13 protein-coding genes are annotated in these 15672 nt (G+C 74.4%); 2 read left to right on the forward strand and 11 right to left on the reverse strand.

Translation table 11 applies throughout. The features are described 5' to 3' along the window. Positions 1-174: 174 nt before the first annotated feature. Positions 175-933: a MerR family transcriptional regulator gene (locus ACYVK3_RS11510; RefSeq protein WP_460497451.1), complete on the forward strand. Its 759-nt coding sequence runs from the start codon at positions 175-177 to the stop codon at positions 931-933. Here ACYVK3_RS11510 and ACYVK3_RS11515 read toward each other — a convergent pair. The 11 genes from ACYVK3_RS11515 to ACYVK3_RS11565 all read right to left on the reverse strand — a co-directional run bounded on the left by ACYVK3_RS11515 (position 930) and on the right by ACYVK3_RS11565 (position 14465). Next, on the reverse strand, positions 930-1553 hold the full coding sequence (locus ACYVK3_RS11515; RefSeq protein WP_460497452.1) for a class I SAM-dependent methyltransferase: 624 nt from the start codon (positions 1551-1553) through the stop codon (positions 930-932). The two genes, ACYVK3_RS11510 and ACYVK3_RS11515, sit on opposite strands and share 4 nt — an antisense overlap. A gap of 50 nt (positions 1554-1603) precedes the next feature. Next, the gene (locus ACYVK3_RS11520) at positions 1604-2782 is read right to left on the reverse strand and encodes a hypothetical protein (protein ID WP_460497453.1); all 1179 of its coding nucleotides are present in this window, start codon (positions 2780-2782) and stop codon (positions 1604-1606) included. 182 nt (positions 2783-2964) lie between these two features. Then, positions 2965-4107: a type III PLP-dependent enzyme domain-containing protein gene (locus tag ACYVK3_RS11525; RefSeq protein ID WP_460497454.1), complete on the reverse strand. Its 1143-nt coding sequence runs from the start codon at positions 4105-4107 to the stop codon at positions 2965-2967. Next, positions 4104-5636 carry an IucA/IucC family protein gene (locus ACYVK3_RS11530; protein ID WP_460497455.1) on the reverse strand — a complete coding sequence of 511 codons (1533 nt, stop codon included), beginning with the start codon at positions 5634-5636 and terminating at the stop codon, positions 4104-4106. The genes ACYVK3_RS11525 and ACYVK3_RS11530 overlap by 4 nt, the downstream gene beginning before the upstream one ends. After that, a complete protein-coding gene (locus tag ACYVK3_RS11535) occupies positions 5633-6994 on the reverse strand; it encodes an IucA/IucC family siderophore biosynthesis protein (RefSeq protein ID WP_460497456.1) in 1362 nt (453 codons plus the stop codon). The genes ACYVK3_RS11530 and ACYVK3_RS11535 overlap by 4 nt, the downstream gene beginning before the upstream one ends. A 48-nt stretch (positions 6995-7042) precedes the next feature. After that, complete coding sequence (locus ACYVK3_RS11540) at positions 7043-8302, reverse strand: J domain-containing protein (RefSeq protein WP_460497457.1); 1260 nt, start codon at positions 8300-8302, stop codon at positions 7043-7045. A gap of 127 nt (positions 8303-8429) precedes the next feature. Continuing rightward, positions 8430-9941, reverse strand: coding sequence for a molybdopterin-binding protein (locus ACYVK3_RS11545; protein ID WP_460497458.1), 1512 nt, complete (start codon positions 9939-9941; stop codon positions 8430-8432). 64 nt (positions 9942-10005) lie between these two features. Beyond that, positions 10006-10509: a hypothetical protein gene (locus ACYVK3_RS11550; protein ID WP_460497459.1), complete on the reverse strand. Its 504-nt coding sequence runs from the start codon at positions 10507-10509 to the stop codon at positions 10006-10008. Then, positions 10502-12394 carry a P-loop NTPase family protein gene (locus ACYVK3_RS11555; protein WP_460497460.1) on the reverse strand — a complete coding sequence of 631 codons (1893 nt, stop codon included), beginning with the start codon at positions 12392-12394 and terminating at the stop codon, positions 10502-10504. Before ACYVK3_RS11555 ends, ACYVK3_RS11550 begins: the two co-directional genes overlap by 8 nt. After that, positions 12391-12954: a nucleotide exchange factor GrpE gene (locus ACYVK3_RS11560; protein ID WP_460497461.1), complete on the reverse strand. Its 564-nt coding sequence runs from the start codon at positions 12952-12954 to the stop codon at positions 12391-12393. The genes ACYVK3_RS11555 and ACYVK3_RS11560 overlap by 4 nt, the downstream gene beginning before the upstream one ends. Before the next feature lie 20 nt (positions 12955-12974). Further along, the gene (locus ACYVK3_RS11565; RefSeq protein WP_460497462.1) at positions 12975-14465 is read right to left on the reverse strand and encodes a dynamin family protein; all 1491 of its coding nucleotides are present in this window, start codon (positions 14463-14465) and stop codon (positions 12975-12977) included. Between the two features lie 176 nt (positions 14466-14641). Here ACYVK3_RS11565 and ACYVK3_RS11570 point away from each other — a divergent pair. Continuing rightward, on the forward strand, positions 14642-15672 hold a 1031-nt coding region (locus tag ACYVK3_RS11570), incomplete at its 3' end, for an AAA family ATPase (RefSeq protein ID WP_460497463.1).

Raw genomic sequence — 15672 nt, forward strand, 5'->3', positions numbered from 1 at the left:
TGTCCCGCGTGAGCGGGGGGCTCTCACCGGGGCCGCACTGGCCGGCCCCACCGGTACAACGACCCACGGGCCCGAGCGGTCGCGGCCTATGACGCGCGTCTCTGAAACATGGACTTGCGGTTGACGTAGCGTCAGCTTCTAGCGTCGAAGGCACATCGACTTGGGAGGATCCCGATGCTGACCTGGACGACCGCCGACGTGTCCAAGATGGCCGGCGTCTCCGCGCGCACCCTGCGCCACTACGACGCCATCGGACTGCTCGAGCCGGCCGAGACCGGCCACGGCGGCCTGCGCCGCTACGGCCACGCCGAGCTGCTGCGACTCCAGCAGATCCTGCTGCTGCGGCGCCTGGGCCTCGCCTTGGCGACCATCGGCGAGATCCTCGACGGCGGCCTGGACACCATCGAGGCCCTGCGCCGCCACGCCGACCAGCTCGCCGAGGAGCGTCGGCGCCTCGACCGGCTGGCCGCCAGCGTCGATGCCACCATCACCCAGCTCGAGGAGGGCACCACCATGGAACCCGAGACCTGGTTCGAAGGCTTCGACGCCACCAGGCAAGCCGCATACGAGGCCGAAGCGCGCCGCCGCTGGGGCGACGCCGTCGTCGACGCCGGCGACCGGGCCATCCGGCAGATGAGCCCCGCCGAGCGCGCCGCGATCCCCGAGACGTTCGCCGCGCTCCACCGGCGCCTGGCCGAGCAGCTCGCGGCCGGCCGCGGCGCCGACTGCGACGCCGCCCAGGACATCGTCGCCGACCACTACCGCCTCATCGAACGGCTGTGGGGCACCGCCCCGACCGGCGAGGCCTACAAGGGGCTCGCGGCGCTGTACACCGACGACGCGGCCTTCACCGCCACCTACGACGAGGTCGCCACCGGCCTGGCCCGCTATCTGCGCGAGGCCATGGACCACTACGCCGACACCGTCCTCTAGGCGCGAGGACGGGCCGCCCAGAACAGGGCGTGCCCGCCCTCGCCCTCGGGCACGAACACCTCACGCTCCACGACCAGTCCCGCCCCGGTGATCCACTCCCGGTAGGTCGCGGCATCGGCCTGGCTCCACCACATCGGCGCGCCCGAGCCCAGCCAGTCCGCTTCACCGCCGGTCCACGCCGCGTGCCCGGTCGCGCACACCAGCGCGCCGCCCGGGCGCAGCGATGCGGCGATGCGGCCCAGCAGCGGCGGCTGCTCCTCCAGCGGCAGGTGTATCAGCGAGTACAGCGCCGCCACGGCGTCGAACGCGGCGGCCGGCAACGCGAGCGAGGTGATGTCGGCGCGCACGAAAGCGGCACCGGGGACGTTCCGGCGGGCGGCGTCGATCTGCCGCTCGCTGATGTCGACCCCGGTCACCCGGTGGCCCGAGGCGGCCAGCGCGCGGGCGACCGGCACGCCCGAGCCGCAGCCGACGTCCAGGACCGCCGCCCCCCGCGGCAGGCGGGCGGTCAGCTCGGCGAGCTCGGCGGCGTACTTGCCCTCGGCGTCGAAGGCCTCCTCGTATCGCCGCCAGGCGGCGTTGTAGCCGTCGCGCACGATCTGCTTGGGGTCGTCGTTCACCTGGCGGACGCTAGCGTGCGCCTCGGTGGTGGGCAACGCGTTTTCGGGTCTCACCGGTCGGGGCGGTGCGCGGCGATGAACCGGGTGGCCGCGCTCACCAGCGGCCCTTCGGCCGCGTGCCTGGACCGCAGCCGTTCCAGCAGTTGGGCCAGTACCCGCGCCAGGTCCGCGGCCAGGTCGGGGCGGTGCGCGGCCGTGTCGGTGAGGGACAGGAGCATCGCCAGCCACACCGGGCCGTGGTCGCGGAAGTTCAACCGCAGGTTCCGCTCGCCCTGCTTGTCGGCCGCGGCGAGCAGGTAGTGGATCTCGGTGGCCATGCGCCAGGCCACGGCCGAGTGCGAGGATCCGAGGGCTTCGACCGCGCCGACGACCGCGTGCAGCGCCACCGGCGCCAGTCCGGGGTCGCAGCGTGCGGAGATCGCCGGTGGCGCTGCGTGCGAGACCGGGTCCGGGCAGAGCCGGTCGATCAGGTTGGCGTCGGTGAACGCGCCGAGCCGTCCCGCGGCGACCAGTGCTGCCCGCAGGGTCAAGGGCGCGTCGCCGCCGGCGGGCCCGGGCGGGGCGGCCTCGGGGAAGAATTTCGCGAGCAGTCGCGCCGCCGATCGCGCGAACGGGGCGCGGCCCGCGGCGGTGTGCAGTTCGACGGCGAGTCCCAGCACCTCCCGCAGATACGCCAGCCGTTCGGGGTCGGTGTCGATGCCCGGTGTGGCCAGCAGCATCCGTGCGGCCTGGTCGGCCGCGCCGACCGCCAGGTCCGGGTCGGCCGCGTGGTGGAGGATCCGGGCGTTGCGTGCCAGCGCGGCGGCCAGGTGGGCGAAGGCCGGCTGGGTCGGGTCGGCCGCGTCGCGCCGGTCGTAGGGGCGCACGGCGTTGTCGCCGCGGGTGGCGGCCGACAGCAGGTGTCCGGCGCGCAGGTGGGCTTCGGCGAGGTCGAGTTCGGCTTCGGTGAGTTCGGGCCTGGGGCGGGCGAGTTCGGTCAGGTGGTGGAGGCGTTCGGCGAGGGCGGTGGCGGCGTGGTCGTGGCTGGACAGGCGGGTGTTGGCGTGGGCGATGTGGCCGAGGGTTTCGGCCAGTTCGGTGCGGGCGGTGTCGTCGTCGCGGGTGGCGAGAGAGGAGCGGTATTCGTGGGCGGCGCGGTGGTATCCGGTCAGCGCAGTCCGGTGGTCGCCTGCGGAGGCCAGCCGTTGCGCGTCCCGGAACATTTTGCGAGCGTGACGCTTGTTGGGCATGACTGCTCCTCGAGGGAGAGGGGATCTCAGAGGCTCTTAGGTTGTCACGTGACGCGTGGTGCGCGTCACCCGACCCGTGGTGAGGTGTCGGTCCGGGGTGGTGCGGGTCGTTGGTGCGGCAGGGCCGTCGCCGCACCGCCGGGCATGGGACCGTCCATGCTAATGCAGGCGGCGCGGCTGGTTCAGGCGCCGTCGATGACGACTTGGAGCGGCCGCTGGTGGTCGAGGAACCGGTCGTGGGAGATCTCCCAGCCGTAGGCGCCGGCGTTGGCGAACAGGAGGCGGTCGCCCACGGCGACCGACTCGACCCGCTGTCCGGTGTTGAGGACGTCTCTGGGGGTGCACAGTTCGCCGCAGACGCGCAGGTCGACCTCGTTCATGCGGGGCCGGGGCCACGGGTGGGCCCAGTGTTCGGTGGCGACGACGGTGAACGGGTGGGAGTAGCCCCAGGCGGCGGGGAGGCGGAAGTGGTGGGTGCCGCCGCGGACGAGCGCGAAGGCCTGTCCGGCGGTGGTTTTGAGGTCGACGACTTCGGCGAGGTACCAGCCGGCGGCGGCGGCGAGGTAGCGGCCGGGTTCGAACACGACTTCGGCGCCGGCGGTCTCCAGGCCGCGCAGGCCGCGTTCGAGGGCGCCCAGGTCGATCGTCTCGCCGCGCGGGTCGGCGCCGAGGCCGCCGCCGACGTTGACGGAGCGCAGCTCGATGCCCAGGCGTGCGGCGGCCTCGATCGACCAGGCGAGGCTGCGGTGGACGTGGGCGGCGTAGGCGTCGGCGTCGAGGCAGTTGGAGACGGCGTGGAGGTGGAAGCCGACGACGTCGAGGCCGAGGTCGGCGGCGTGCGCGGCGGCGGCGGGCAGCTCGCGCGGGTCGAGGCCGAACGGGGTCGGCTCGCCGGTCATGCGGTGGGTGCCGGGTAGGGCCGGGCCGCGGTTGACGCGCAGGGCGACGGTGCCGGCGAAGCCGGCTTCGGCGAGGCCGTCGAGCTCGCGCAGGCTTTCGACGTGGACGCACACCGGGGCGGCGGCCTCGGCGGCGGCGGTGAAGTCGCGGCCGGTCTTGGCCGGGCCCGACAGGGCCAGTCGGGCGGCGCCGGACTGGTCGGCTTGGGCCAGTTCGCCGGCGGAGGCGCATTCGACGCCGTCGGCGCCCTCGACGGCGGCGGCCAGGATCGCCGGGTTCGCGCAGGCCTTCATCGCGTACAGGACTGTGTGGTCGCCGAGCGCTTCGCGCAGGCTCGCGAGGCGGTCGCTCAGGCGCGAGGGGGAATAGATCCAGGCGCACGCGGGGGCCGGCAGGCTCCGCGCGAATTCGGTGACCGCTGTCATCGACGGTCCGCGCCTAGGGGATTGTCCACCCACGTTTGGGCCTCGCTTCCCGGGTTGAGCCGCATGGTCAGCAGCGCCTTGGTCGGCATCCGCGCCCCCAGGTAGGCGGCGCGGTCGGCCTCGGTCAGGTCGAGGCCGGCGACCAGATCGGCCAGGTCGGCCCAGAACGCGGCGGTGTCGAGCCCGCTGTCGCGGGCCAGGGCGCCGGCGATCGCGGCCAACTGGTTCTGGAACAGCGTATAGGCGACCTTGGCGCGGACGCCGTCCCAGTGGGGTGCGTCGACGGGGCTGCCTGGTGGCAGGTCGAGGTGAAAGGGCAGGGCCGGGCGCCACAGGCGGACCCCGCCCAGGTCGCGGGTGATCAGGCGCACCGGGTGCGGGCCGGCGAAGGCGATGAGGCTGTTCTGCAGGTGCGCTTCGAGGCCGATGCCGTGCCGGGAGGCCAGGGCCAGGACCGGTGGGACGACCAGGGCCGCGTAGGCGCGGATCCATGCGTCGGCGCCGCCGGCCCAGTCGGCGTATTCGGCGGCGAGCGAGACGCCGGTGACCGGTGATTGGGCGCACAGCGCGGCGGCGGGGACGACGACGGTGCCGGCCGGGGCGGTCTCGGCGAGGGAGGCGCGGGCGATCGCCGTCAACGCCCGGGAGCCGGGCAGCCACACGCCGGCCTGGTCGGCCGCGATGGCGTGCGCCGGGTCGCGGTCGACCAGGCCGGCCACGGCGGCGGTCAGGGCCGGGGCGAGCGATGCGGTGGCGGGGGAGATGTCGCGTGTGGTGGAGGTGATGTGGACGCCCAGGGCGAGTTTGAGGTGGCCTGGCCGGTCGTGGCCGGTGACGGTGCGGATCGCGGCGGTCGGCCACGCCGGGACGGCCTGGTCGAGTTCGATGAGGCGGCCGGTGGCGAACAGTTCGGCGAACTGGGGGCGGATGCGGTGTTCGAGCTGCCAGGGGTGGACCGGGACGACCGGGTCGGGCAGGTCGAGGCCGTTGAGCATGGCGTGGTCGCGCATGTCGGTCCCGGAGCGCTCCAGCAGGCCGGTGGGGTCGGCCAGGAGCCGGATCGGGATCGGCTGGGGCGTCTCGAGGTCGTAGCGGGCGAAATCGGCCGGGTCCCAGCCGAGTCGGGTGCGGGCGCACGGGTGGAGCTGGTGGCCGTCGGTCGCGAGCGTCTCGAGCATGCGGGCGGTCTGGTCGGGGCCCTGGCCGCAGGTGGCGAGCATCGCGGCCAGGGACGGCGATCGGGTGCGGCCGGCGAGGGCGGCCAGGTGCGCCGCTCGGGCCTGGGCGCGGGCGGCGGCGATGGCGTGGCCGGTCTCGGCGCTGGCGAGTTCGGCGGCCAGGTGCGCGGGGACGGGCTCGCCCAGGACGGTCTCGAGCAGCTCGGTCGGCCCGGTCGCCGGCGGACGGGTGACGTCGAGTTGGTTGAAGGGGCCTTCGGTGGCGTCGAAGTCGAGCAGGCCGGGCCTCTCGCGCAGGCCGCCGAGGTTTTCGCGCCAGGCCGCGGCCAGGGTCTTCGCGGTGAGGTTCACGCGTCCGCCAACGGGTTGTCGACGCTCGCCCAGATGTCGGTGGTGGGGTGGTCGGCCAGGCGCATCGCGGTGGTGGCCTTGATCGGCCAGCGGGCGGCGAAGAGGGCCGCTCGCAGGGCGGGGGAGTCGGCGGCGGCTTCGAAGGACGCCTTGGCGACGGTGCGCCACCACTGGCCGGGGTCGGTGCCGGTCCAGGCCGCGAGGGCGTCGACCAGGGCGGTGAGTGTGGTGGGGAAGAGCGCGGCGAGGAGTTTGCGGACGCGTTCGTCTTCGTCGTCGGTCGTGACCTCGCCCCGCAGCGGGGGCGAGCCGGTGCGGGGCATACGGACGCCGCCGAAATCGCGGTAGAGCAGCCGTGCCGGGCGGTCGCCGTCGAAGGCGATCAGGAGGTTCTGTCCGTGGGCTTCGAGGGCGACGCCGGTGGCGGCGAACAGTCGCAGCGGCGCGAGCGAAGCGGCGATCAGGTCGGTCCACCACGCCTGGAGGCGCTCGCCGGCGATGGCGGCGCCGATCGGGCGGCCGGTGGCGGGGCACGGTTCGGCCAGCGCCGCGAACGGGACGACCCGGTCGAAGCCGAGCACGTGGGGGGCGGGGCGGATGATCGCGGCCAGGTGCGGCTGCGGGTCGCGGTCGGTGTCGACCGCGATGGCCGACTGTTCGCCCAGCACGGTGATGCCGCAGCGGTCTGCGGGATCGGCGAGCCGCCGCGACAGGAGGGGGCCGTTGTGGGCGGCGGCGGCCGAGACGTGGCGGACCGCCGAGGTCAACTGGAGGTCGACGGCGCATTTGACGTGCCGGTCGCCGGTCGAGACGGTGCGCAGGCTCATCAGCGGCGCGGTGTCGGTCCAGGTCCGGTCCGGTTCGCCGAGGCCGTGGCGTGCGGCCTGCCATGGGTGGAGTGGCAGGAGCGGTCCGTCGTCGGTGCGGGCCGGCCAGGCGGGGCCGGTTCGCGTCGACGGGAGCCGGTGGAGGGGCAGGTCGAATCGGGGCCGGTGCTCGGGGGCGTAGGCGCGGATTTCGGCGGCGGTCAGTCGGTCTCGGGTCCGGGCGAGCGGGTGGGTGGGGTGGCCGAGGACGACCGCCTGCTCGAACCACACGGTCGGGTCCCGGTGGGAGGCCTTGGCGTGTGCCCACAGGTCGTCGGGGTGTGCTTTCGCGGCGTCGAGGGCGAGCGCGGTGCCGGTCACGGCGGCGTCGATCTCGGCTCGGAAGCGGTCGGCGTGTGGTGAGTCGGCGCTGATGGACGCGGCCAGTGCCGCGGCGGTGTCGCCCTCAGGGCGTCCGGGGACGGGTTCGCGGGCCGCGGCCAGGCGCAGCCGGTCGGCGACGAGGGCGTCGGCGCGGCGGAGTGCGTTCATCGCTTTGCACTGTACTCAGTTGCGGGCCGGGCGGCCGGGTGCGTTTCCTCACGCGCGCACGGCCGGTTCCGGGGCTGCCGGCCGCTGGGCGGGGACCGACGCCAATCGCACGCGCAGGCTTTGCAGGACCGGCAGGTCGTAGTGGTCGCCGCCGGCGGCCAGCCACAGGCCGATGTCGGCGGCGGCCGAGGCGACCGGCACGTTGTTGACCGCGGCGTCGAGCGTGGCGGGGCCCTCTTCGGGGAGGGTCGGCCACAGCACCCAGCCGTGGACGTACGCCTCGGGGAGGGCGTCGGCGATGGTCTGGACGGCGGCGGCGAGGTTGTCGGCGTCGGCGTCGCCGGTGTCGCGCCCGACCGGGGCGCACAGCAGCGCGAGCCGGTCGCCGCACACGATCGCGTGCGGGACGCGCACCGACGCGGTCGCCGGGAGGGCGACGAACAGGCGCGACGCCGGCAGGTTGGTGAGTACCTCCCGCAGGAGCTTCCCGGTGGGGCGGTCGGCTTTGGGCCGGGTGCCGGCCGGCCCGAACGCGTTGAATTCCTTGAGGGCGGCGCCGACCGACCGGCGCAGTGCGGCGGCCCAGCGGACGCGGCGCAGCGGCCACACCAGGGCCGCGCCGGCGATGGCGAACGCGGCGAGCGACCAGCCGAGCGGCGAGGCCGGTCCGGCGAACCAGACCGCGGCGGCGCCGGCGGCGAGCGCGAGCGCGATGCGGGTCTTGGGGGCCGGTGGTGGCGCCTGCTCGCGTTTGCGGCGGGTGCGGGTGGCGTGGCCGAGGACGAGGATCGCGCCCGCCAAGACCAGCGGCAGCGACAGGGCGCGGATCGGCAGCGGCGCCGCGGAGCCGAGCGCGGCCGCGCAGAACGCGATGCCGCTGATCGCCCACACGGCGAATACGGACGCGAATGCGGCCATTTCAATCCACAGTGCTGGTTTCATGCCGACGCGTTTGCGGTGCAGCCGCGCATACCAGGGGACGGCCACGAGCGCTCCCGAGGCGTCGGTGTTCGCCGCCGGGGCCGCGGGCCGGACATTCCAGCCGCGGACTTTGCGGTGCGCGGGTCGGGCCGCGGCCCGCCCGTATTTGCGGGCGGCGCGGCGTCCGAACCGCAGCAGGTCGTACTCGCGGCGCAGGCCCGGGTCCGCGAGGGTCTCCCAGGCGGCCTGGACCTCGTGGAACGCCGTTTGGTCGCCGCCGTGGTCGGGGTGGGTCTGGCGCAGGCGCCGCCGGTAGGCGGCCTGGATCTCGCCCTTGGAAGCATCCGGGCTCACGCCGAGGACGCGGTAGTGGTCTGGTTCGTTCACCACACGGCTCCCGGTCGGTCGTACGGGGATGGTCGGCGCGAGTGAGGGGATGATCGCGCCGAGTCGACGGTAATGGAGCCAATCTACCGCCGGTGGGGCCTTTTTGGTGCGGCGCGGTCCGAGAAATTCACGCCACCGTGATCGTGACACTGTGGAGGCCGGTCGCGCCCGAGGGTTTGACCGGGGCGGACTCGTCGGTCTGGACCCGTCCGTCGCCGTCGGTGGCGCGGACGGTCAGGGTGTGTTCGCCGCCACCGAGCTCGACATCGGTCTTCCACTGGCGCCAGGTGTCGTCGGTGGCGACCTCGGACAGATCGCACGGCGCCCATGCGCCGTCGTCGACGCGCAGCTCGACGGCGCTGATGCCGCGGTGCTGGGCCCAGGCGACCCCGGCGACGGTCACGAGCCCGGCGTCGGCCCCGGAGCGGGGCGTGTCGATGCGGGAGGCGGTGTGGACCGGCGCCGGTCCGGCCCAGCCGCGTTCGATCCAGTACGGGTCGTAGGCGTCGAAGGTCGTCAGCTCGAGCTCGGTGAGCCATTTGGTGGCCGAGACGTACCCGTACAGGCCGGGGACGACCAGTCGGGCGGGCCAGCCGTGGTCGATCGGCAGCGGCTCGCCGTTCATGCCGACCGCGATCAGCGCGTCGCGGCCGTCGAAGATCACCGAGGTGGGCGTGCCGGCAGTCCAGCCGTCCGATGAGCGCGACACGAGCTGGTCGGCGGCCGGGTCGGGGTCGGATTCGGCCAGCAGCTCGGCGAGGGACACGCCGATCCAGCGGGCGTTGCCGACCAGGTCCCCGCCGATGGGGTTGGAGACGCAGCACAGGGTGATGTCGCGTTCGAGCAGTTCGCGCCCGAGCAGATCGTCGAACGTGTAGGTGCGCTCGGTGCCGACCCGGCCCCGGACGCGCAGCCGCCAGGCGTCGACGTCGACCGCGGGGGGCGTGATGGCGGTGTCGATGCGGTAGAACTCGCCGTTGGGTGTTCGCCACGGCGAGAGCCCTTCGATGTCGAGGTCGGCGCCTGCGCCCGGGTCGGGCGCGGGGGCGTCGGGTTCGGGGACGGTGAACGATCGGCGGTCGGCCTCGGCCGAGCCGGGACCGACGCGGCGCGCGACCTCGCCCAGCAGCAGCGCCGCGGCGCCGATACCGGCGGCCAGGGCCAGGAAGCGGCGCCGCCCGGCCCCGTCGGTCGCGGCCTCGCGTCTCGCCCACCAGTGCAGGGCCGCGGTCGCGCTCGCCCCGGCGGCCAGCGACGGGGTGAGCGCCGACGGACCGAGGTCGGGCCGGGTCAGCGCCGCGGCGGCCCCGGCCAGCGCGAGCGATGCGACGATGACCGCGCCGGTCCAGGGGCGCTTGCGCCAGGCGAGGCCGGCGGCGGCGCCGAAGCCGGCGAGGGCGGTGACGATCCCGGCCTGCAGGAGCGGTTTGTCGGCGGTGCCGAACGTCGCGATCGCCCACTGTGCGACCTCGGGCGGGGCGGCGGCGATGACGACGTCGCTGATCGCCGACAGCGGCGCGGCCCGGGGCGCGAGCAGGGCGGCGACCAGGTGGGAGGCGGCCAGAGCGGCCAGGGCGGCGACGATGCCGGCGCCGGCCCAGGCGCGGGGCGAGGCGGTGTGGACGGTTGCTTCGGTCACGTCTCCATCATCCACGCGACCTGCGTCGACGGTCGGGTCGCGGGCGCTTACGGTTCGCTTACATTCACGCGTCCCAGAATCGGGAGAGCGCCTCGGCGGCGACGTCGTCGCGGTCGGCGGCGGCGAAGTCGGAGGATTCGACGGTGTTGACCCACGGCTCGGCCTCGGCGGTGCCGAGGGCGTCGAGGTCGACCCATGGGTAGCCGTCGACCGGTTCGGGCACGTCCAGGTCGAGTTCGGGCGGGAAATGGGCCGGGTTGTCGGCGTCGGCGACGAGCATGTCCTCGGCCGTCGCGGCGTACGCGGTCTCGTCGTCCGGCGCCTCGGGCGCGTCGTCGTCGAAGTCGGCGTCGAGGTCGAACGCGTCGCCGAGCGCCTCGCCGAGGCCGTCGTCGCCGGCCTCGGCGTCGGATGCGAAGTCGAGGGCGTCCAGGTCGGTCTCGTCGCCGAGCGCGGCGTCGTCGAAGTCGTCGAAGCCGGAGGAGGGGTCGTCGCCGTCGAGGCCGGCGTCGTCGAATCCCTCGGGCCCGGGCGGTGCCGGCTCGTCGAAGTCATCGAACTCATCCATCGGATTCCTCCTCGCCTGGCACGAGCTTGCGGGCCTTGGCAAGCACCTCGTCGAGCTGTTTCACCTTCTGCACCATGGCGTCGCGTCGCTGCTTGAGGGCGTCCTTCTTCTTCGCGCGGGCGGCCTGGTCGGCTTTGGCGGCCGATTCGGCGGCCGAGATGCGGGCGTCGTATTCGGCGCCGCGGCGCTCGAGGGCGTCGTCGAGGGTGGAGTTGAACACGAACTCGACCTCGGTGAAGCGGAAGCCGATCTCCTCGTTGAGGTTCGCCCTGGCCTCGGCGATGACGCGCTGGACCCACTGCTTGGCGGCCTGGCGGTCGCCCCCGATCTTGCGGCGGTAGAGCACGAACGCGGCGGCGGCGAGGCCGACGCCGATGCCGGAGGCGATGGCGACGGCGGAGACGGCCGCGCCGGCGGCGCCGAGGCCGAGCATGGCGGCGCCGCCGGAGGCCGCGCCCATGACGCCGCGCCCGGCCATCATCGCCATGCCCGCCGAGGAGGCCACGAGCAGGGCGCCGTCGGCGTTGGCGTCGCGCCGGGCCCGCCCCGAGGCGGCGGCGCGCAGCCCCGCCGAGATCGAGTTGGTGGCCTGGCGCAGTTCGTCGTCGTTGAACACCTGCCGCAGGACGCGTTCGGCCAGGAGCACGAACCGCTGGTGTAGCTCGTGGGAGAGCCGGGCGGCGATCGCCTGGAGGGCGACGTCGACGCGCTGCGGCAGGGTCTCCAGGGTGTTCTTGTTGGCCTTCTCGAGCTCGTCGAGCAGGGCCTCTTCGAGCTGCTGGAGGTGGTTGCGCAGGCGGCCCTGGACTTCGATCTTGGCCCGCTGGGTCTCCACGCGCAACGCCAGGTTCGCCTTCTTGGTCTCGGACCGTTTGGCGGCGATGGCCTGCTTCTTCTCCTCTTTGAGCCGGTTGGCCGACTCGGGGTCGGGGTCGTAGGCCTTCATGTCGGCCTGGGCGGAGGCGGCCAGGCGCGCGAACTCGGTGCGCGCGGCGCGGACGACGTTGGCGGCGACGAGGGCCTTGCCGGCGGTGGAGACGCGCACGAGGGCCCGCTGGAGCTTGCCGACGCCCGATTCCTTCGCGAGGGCCTGGCGGGTGGGGCCCTGCGAGGCGAGGGCGTGCTCGGCGAGCATGGCCGAGACCGGGAAGTGGGGGGCGTGGCGGAAGCGGGGCGCGTGGGCCTCGATGAGGGCCCGGTTCTCTTCGAGGACGGTCCGCCAGCCGGGGTAGGTGTCGGTCTTGGTGAGCGCGAACACGACGAAGTTGACGCGTTTGGACGCCTCGGAGAGGAAGTCCAGCTCGGTCTTCGCCATCGGTGAGGACGCGTCGGTGACCATGATGAGGCACGTGGCCCTGGAGACCGCTTCGAGCGCGATCTGGGCGTGGTCGGGGTCGAGCCCGCCGGTGCCGGGGGTGTCGACGATCGACAGGTGCTTGAGCAGCGGCGCGGGGTGTCCCACGAGCATGCGCCTGGGCGGGACCATGCCCGGAGGCATGGTGCCGAGCCGGGTGGCCCAGTTGCGCAGGTCGCCGACGCCCAGCAGCATCGGGTCGGCCGCGCCGGGCTGCCAGGCGCGCACCGAGGCCTGCTCGGCGTGGGAGAACTCCAGGTAGGCCGTGGTGGCGACCGCGGCGTCGACCGGTGAGAGGCCGGGGGTGCCGAGCAGGGCGTTCACCAGTGACGACTTGCCGCGTTTGGTCTCGCCGACGACGACGGCGACGGGCCGGTCGGGCTGCCAGCGGGCGACCTCGTCGACCTCGGCGGCCGCTTTGGCGTCCACCGACCGCAGCGACGCGGTGCCGGCCTTGGCGGCCTTGACGCACAGCTTGTGGATCTGCGCGGCCGGGTTCGGCTTGGGTTTGGTCTCGGTCGCGGTGGTCATGCGCGCACCTGCCCGCGGTAGACGGTGACGACCGGGTGGCGCAGGAGGCGGCCGCGGTCGGTGTAGCCGACCGATTCGGTGCGGGCGATGATGCCGTCCTCGGCGGGGCCCGGGGCGGCGACGGTGGAGCCGGCCTCGTGGACGGCCGGGTCGAACCGCTGCCCGGTCGCGTCGACGGCGGCGACGCCGACGCGCTGGAACGTCTGGTCCAGTTGGGAGGCCAGCGCCGGTGAGGTGGCGCGGTCGCGCATCCAGATGCACGCCTCGACCAGGGCGGCCCGGTCGGCCAGGGCTTGGGCGGCGCGGGCCGGTTCGGCCAGTTGCGCGGCCGGGATCGGCCCGGTGCCGCCGGCGGCGGGCGCGGGGGAGGCGGGCATCGAGGCGGGCGGGGCGGTGGTCCGGGTCGTGGCGACGGCGACGATGGCGGCGACGAGGACCGATCCGCAGGCGACGGTGAGGGTGCGCCAGTCGAGGCCCTCTGCGATGAACACGGCGCCCAGGCCGGCGGCGGCGAGGCCGACCAGCGCCCCTACGAGGGGCCCGCCGAGTCGAATCGTCACAATTTGCTCCTTAGTCGTTCTCAGCCGAGGCGTTGGGCCAGCAGATGGAATCCACGATGCACCACGTTCGCCACTCGCGCCTGCGCGGGCGTGGCGCCGCCGTTGGCGAACGCCCGCCAGCGGGCGGCGGCCTCGATCGCGGCGCGTCGCAGTTGAGGCCGGGGCGCGTCGGGCATGCCCAGGACGACGCCGGGGTCGTCGGTCAGGGCGAGCCGGGCGACTTCGGCCTCCATGTCCTCGGGCAGGGGGACCTGCCCGGTGGTGACGGATGCGGCGGCCTCCAGCAGCGGCAGCCGGTGGTATTCGGGTCGGGCCACGATCGATTCGACCGCGCCGCGCAGCAGGTCGCGGTCGGCGGCGGGCCCTGAGGCCGCGGCGGCGTCGAGCCGGGTGAGGGCCCAACCGGCCTTGATGACGTCGGCGCGGACCCCGAAGATCTGGTGGAGGGTGGTGCGCAGGCGGGGGAACCCGGAGGCGGCGAACAGCAGCCGCACGAGCTCGCCGGTGGCCAGGTGCGGGTTCGCCTGCAGGTGCGCGATCGCGAAGTGGATGCCGTACAGGTCGAGCCGTTCGAGCAGCCGGCGCCGCTGGGCGACGTCGACCGGGCCTTCGGTGGACAGGAACAGGCCCGCGGAGGCGAGCATGAGCGCGCGCTTGTCCTCGTCGAGCCCGGCGAGCAGGCGCAGCGCCTCGCAGTCGGCGGCGGTCAGGAGGCCGGCCTCGGCGGTCTCGGCCAGGAGCCCGACGACGGGGACGACGTCGCACACGGCGCGGCGCAGGATCGCGGCCTGGTCTTCGGCGATGGGCCCGGCGACCGGCCACGGGTCCTGGCCGGGGCCGGGGGCGAGCTTGTCGGCCTTGTTGTAGAGCGCCAGCGAGTTCATCGGGGAGCTCGACAGCTGCTGGGAGGCCTTCGCGAACGCCTCGAGCGCTTCGACGTCGTCGCCTCGGACCTGCTGGGTGAACACGTAGATGATCGCTTCGGCGCCGGCGACGGCCTCGCGGGAGTCGTCGTCGACGTCGTCGGCCATCGGAGCGGCGAACAGCATCTCGCGGGCCGCATCCGAGATGTCGGTGTTGATCGACTGGAGGCCGGGCGTGTCGACGACGATGAGGTCCCGCAGCCGGTCGGAGGACAGCTGCACGTCGATCAGGGCCGCGTCGTCGGCGGGGATCGGCAGGATGGTGGGGATCATTCCGGCCGCGTCGAGCGGCACGGCGTGTTTGACGCCGCGGCGGTCGACGACATCGACCCGGTCGGCCGGGCCGTAACGGAACTGGGTGACCACGCGGGTGCACTCCCCGGCGGCCGTCGGGGCGACCCGCCGGCCGATGAGCGCGTTCACCAAGGTCGACTTTCCGGCCTTCAAACGTCCGGCGACGGCGACGCGCAGCGGCTGCCCCAAGCGGGCGGCCACCTCCTCGACGACGGTGCGCGAAGTGTCGCTGACCTTGCCCGCCAGCTCCTCGCACATGCCCGCCACACTCGTGGAGAGTTGCCCTGCCACCATGCTGACGCATCCGCCCTTTCCTCGGTTCGGCATCGACGGCACCCGACGCCGGTCTGCGGCATCGAAGCTTCCGCAATATCATGAGAGGCGTCGGCGATCCGTCGACTGACAACGACGATACAAATCCGCAGGCGCACGCCGCCTCCCCCATTCGTGCCAGAGCGTAAGGAGCCCCCTTGGCCGCCCCGTCGTCTCCCCCCACCGGCCTTGAGCGACACCGGCCCGTCCCCGCCGCGGCTGCGGCGACGGTGCCCCCTGCCAGCCGAGACGACGTCCTGCGCCGGGCCGCCGAAGCTCTGGCAGGCACCGGACTGGTCATCCTCACCGGCCCGCCCGGGTGCGGACGCACCCGGCTGCTCGAGCGCCTCGCCGCGGCCTCGAAGCGGCCCGTCCACGCCGGCGGCGGACTGGCGATGCTCTCCGGTGCCCCCGCGCTGGCGCTGGAGCGCGCCACCCGCGCCCGCATGCCCGCCGAGGACCTGCCGCTGCTGGCCGAGGCCGTCTATTCTCGCACCCGCGGCGGCGTCCTGCTCATCGACGACCTGCAATGGTGCGACGCCGCGACCCTCGCGGTCCTGCCGGTCCTGGCCGAGCGCCTGCCCGTCGCCGCCGCCCTGCGCATCCCCAACCGGCTCCCCGGCCCCGCTCGCGAGCGGCTGCTGGAGGCCGCGACGGTCATCGAGGTGCCCGACCTGACCGACGCCGAGGCCGCGTCGCTCATCCGCGAATGCGCTCCGGCCCTGCCGGGCCACCGCGTGGCCGCGCTGTGCGAGCGCGGCGGGCGCAACCCGCTGGCGCTCACCGCGCTCGCGCGCCGCGCCAGCGACCCCGACGCCGTCATCGACCTCGACGAGGTCGCCGATCCCGCCGCCGCCGCGGCGGCGGCGATCGCGGACCTGCCCCGGCCCGGCCGTACCGCGTTGGCCGTGCTCGGCCTGCTCGGGCGTCCGGCGCATCCGAGTCTGCTCGGCGAGGGCGCGCAGCTGCTCGTGGAGACCGGCCTGGCCGGAGCCGAGGGCCGGTTCGTGCGCCCGGCGAGCCCGTGGATGGCCGAGATCGCCGCCGGGATCCTCGACGCCCAGGCGCGGCGGGCGATGCACGCCCACCTCGCCGAGGCCACCGTCGGGCTCGAGGCCGCCCGGCACGCCCGCGCCGCCGGGCAGGGCGACGCGGCGCTGCGCACGGCCCTGGCCGCCGCGGCCGAGGC

Source organism: Glycomyces tarimensis, from assembly GCF_054776215.1.

What these genes read in the sequence shown, in the direction of transcription:
- ACYVK3_RS11525 (WP_460497454.1), bottom strand. Translation starts at nt 4,107, where the DNA reads ATGACAGCGGTCACCGAATTCGCGCGGAGCCTGCCGGCCCCCGCGTGC.
- ACYVK3_RS11520 (WP_460497453.1), bottom strand. Translation starts at nt 2,782, where the DNA reads ATGCCCAACAAGCGTCACGCTCGCAAAATGTTCCGGGACGCGCAACGG.
- ACYVK3_RS11510 (WP_460497451.1), top strand. Translation starts at nt 175, where the DNA reads ATGCTGACCTGGACGACCGCCGACGTGTCCAAGATGGCCGGCGTCTCC.
- ACYVK3_RS11565 (WP_460497462.1), bottom strand. Translation starts at nt 14,465, where the DNA reads ATGGTGGCAGGGCAACTCTCCACGAGTGTGGCGGGCATGTGCGAGGAG.
- ACYVK3_RS11555 (WP_460497460.1), bottom strand. Translation starts at nt 12,394, where the DNA reads ATGACCACCGCGACCGAGACCAAACCCAAGCCGAACCCGGCCGCGCAG.
- ACYVK3_RS11535 (WP_460497456.1), bottom strand. Translation starts at nt 6,994, where the DNA reads ATGAACGCACTCCGCCGCGCCGACGCCCTCGTCGCCGACCGGCTGCGC.
- ACYVK3_RS11550 (WP_460497459.1), bottom strand. Translation starts at nt 10,509, where the DNA reads ATGGATGAGTTCGATGACTTCGACGAGCCGGCACCGCCCGGGCCCGAG.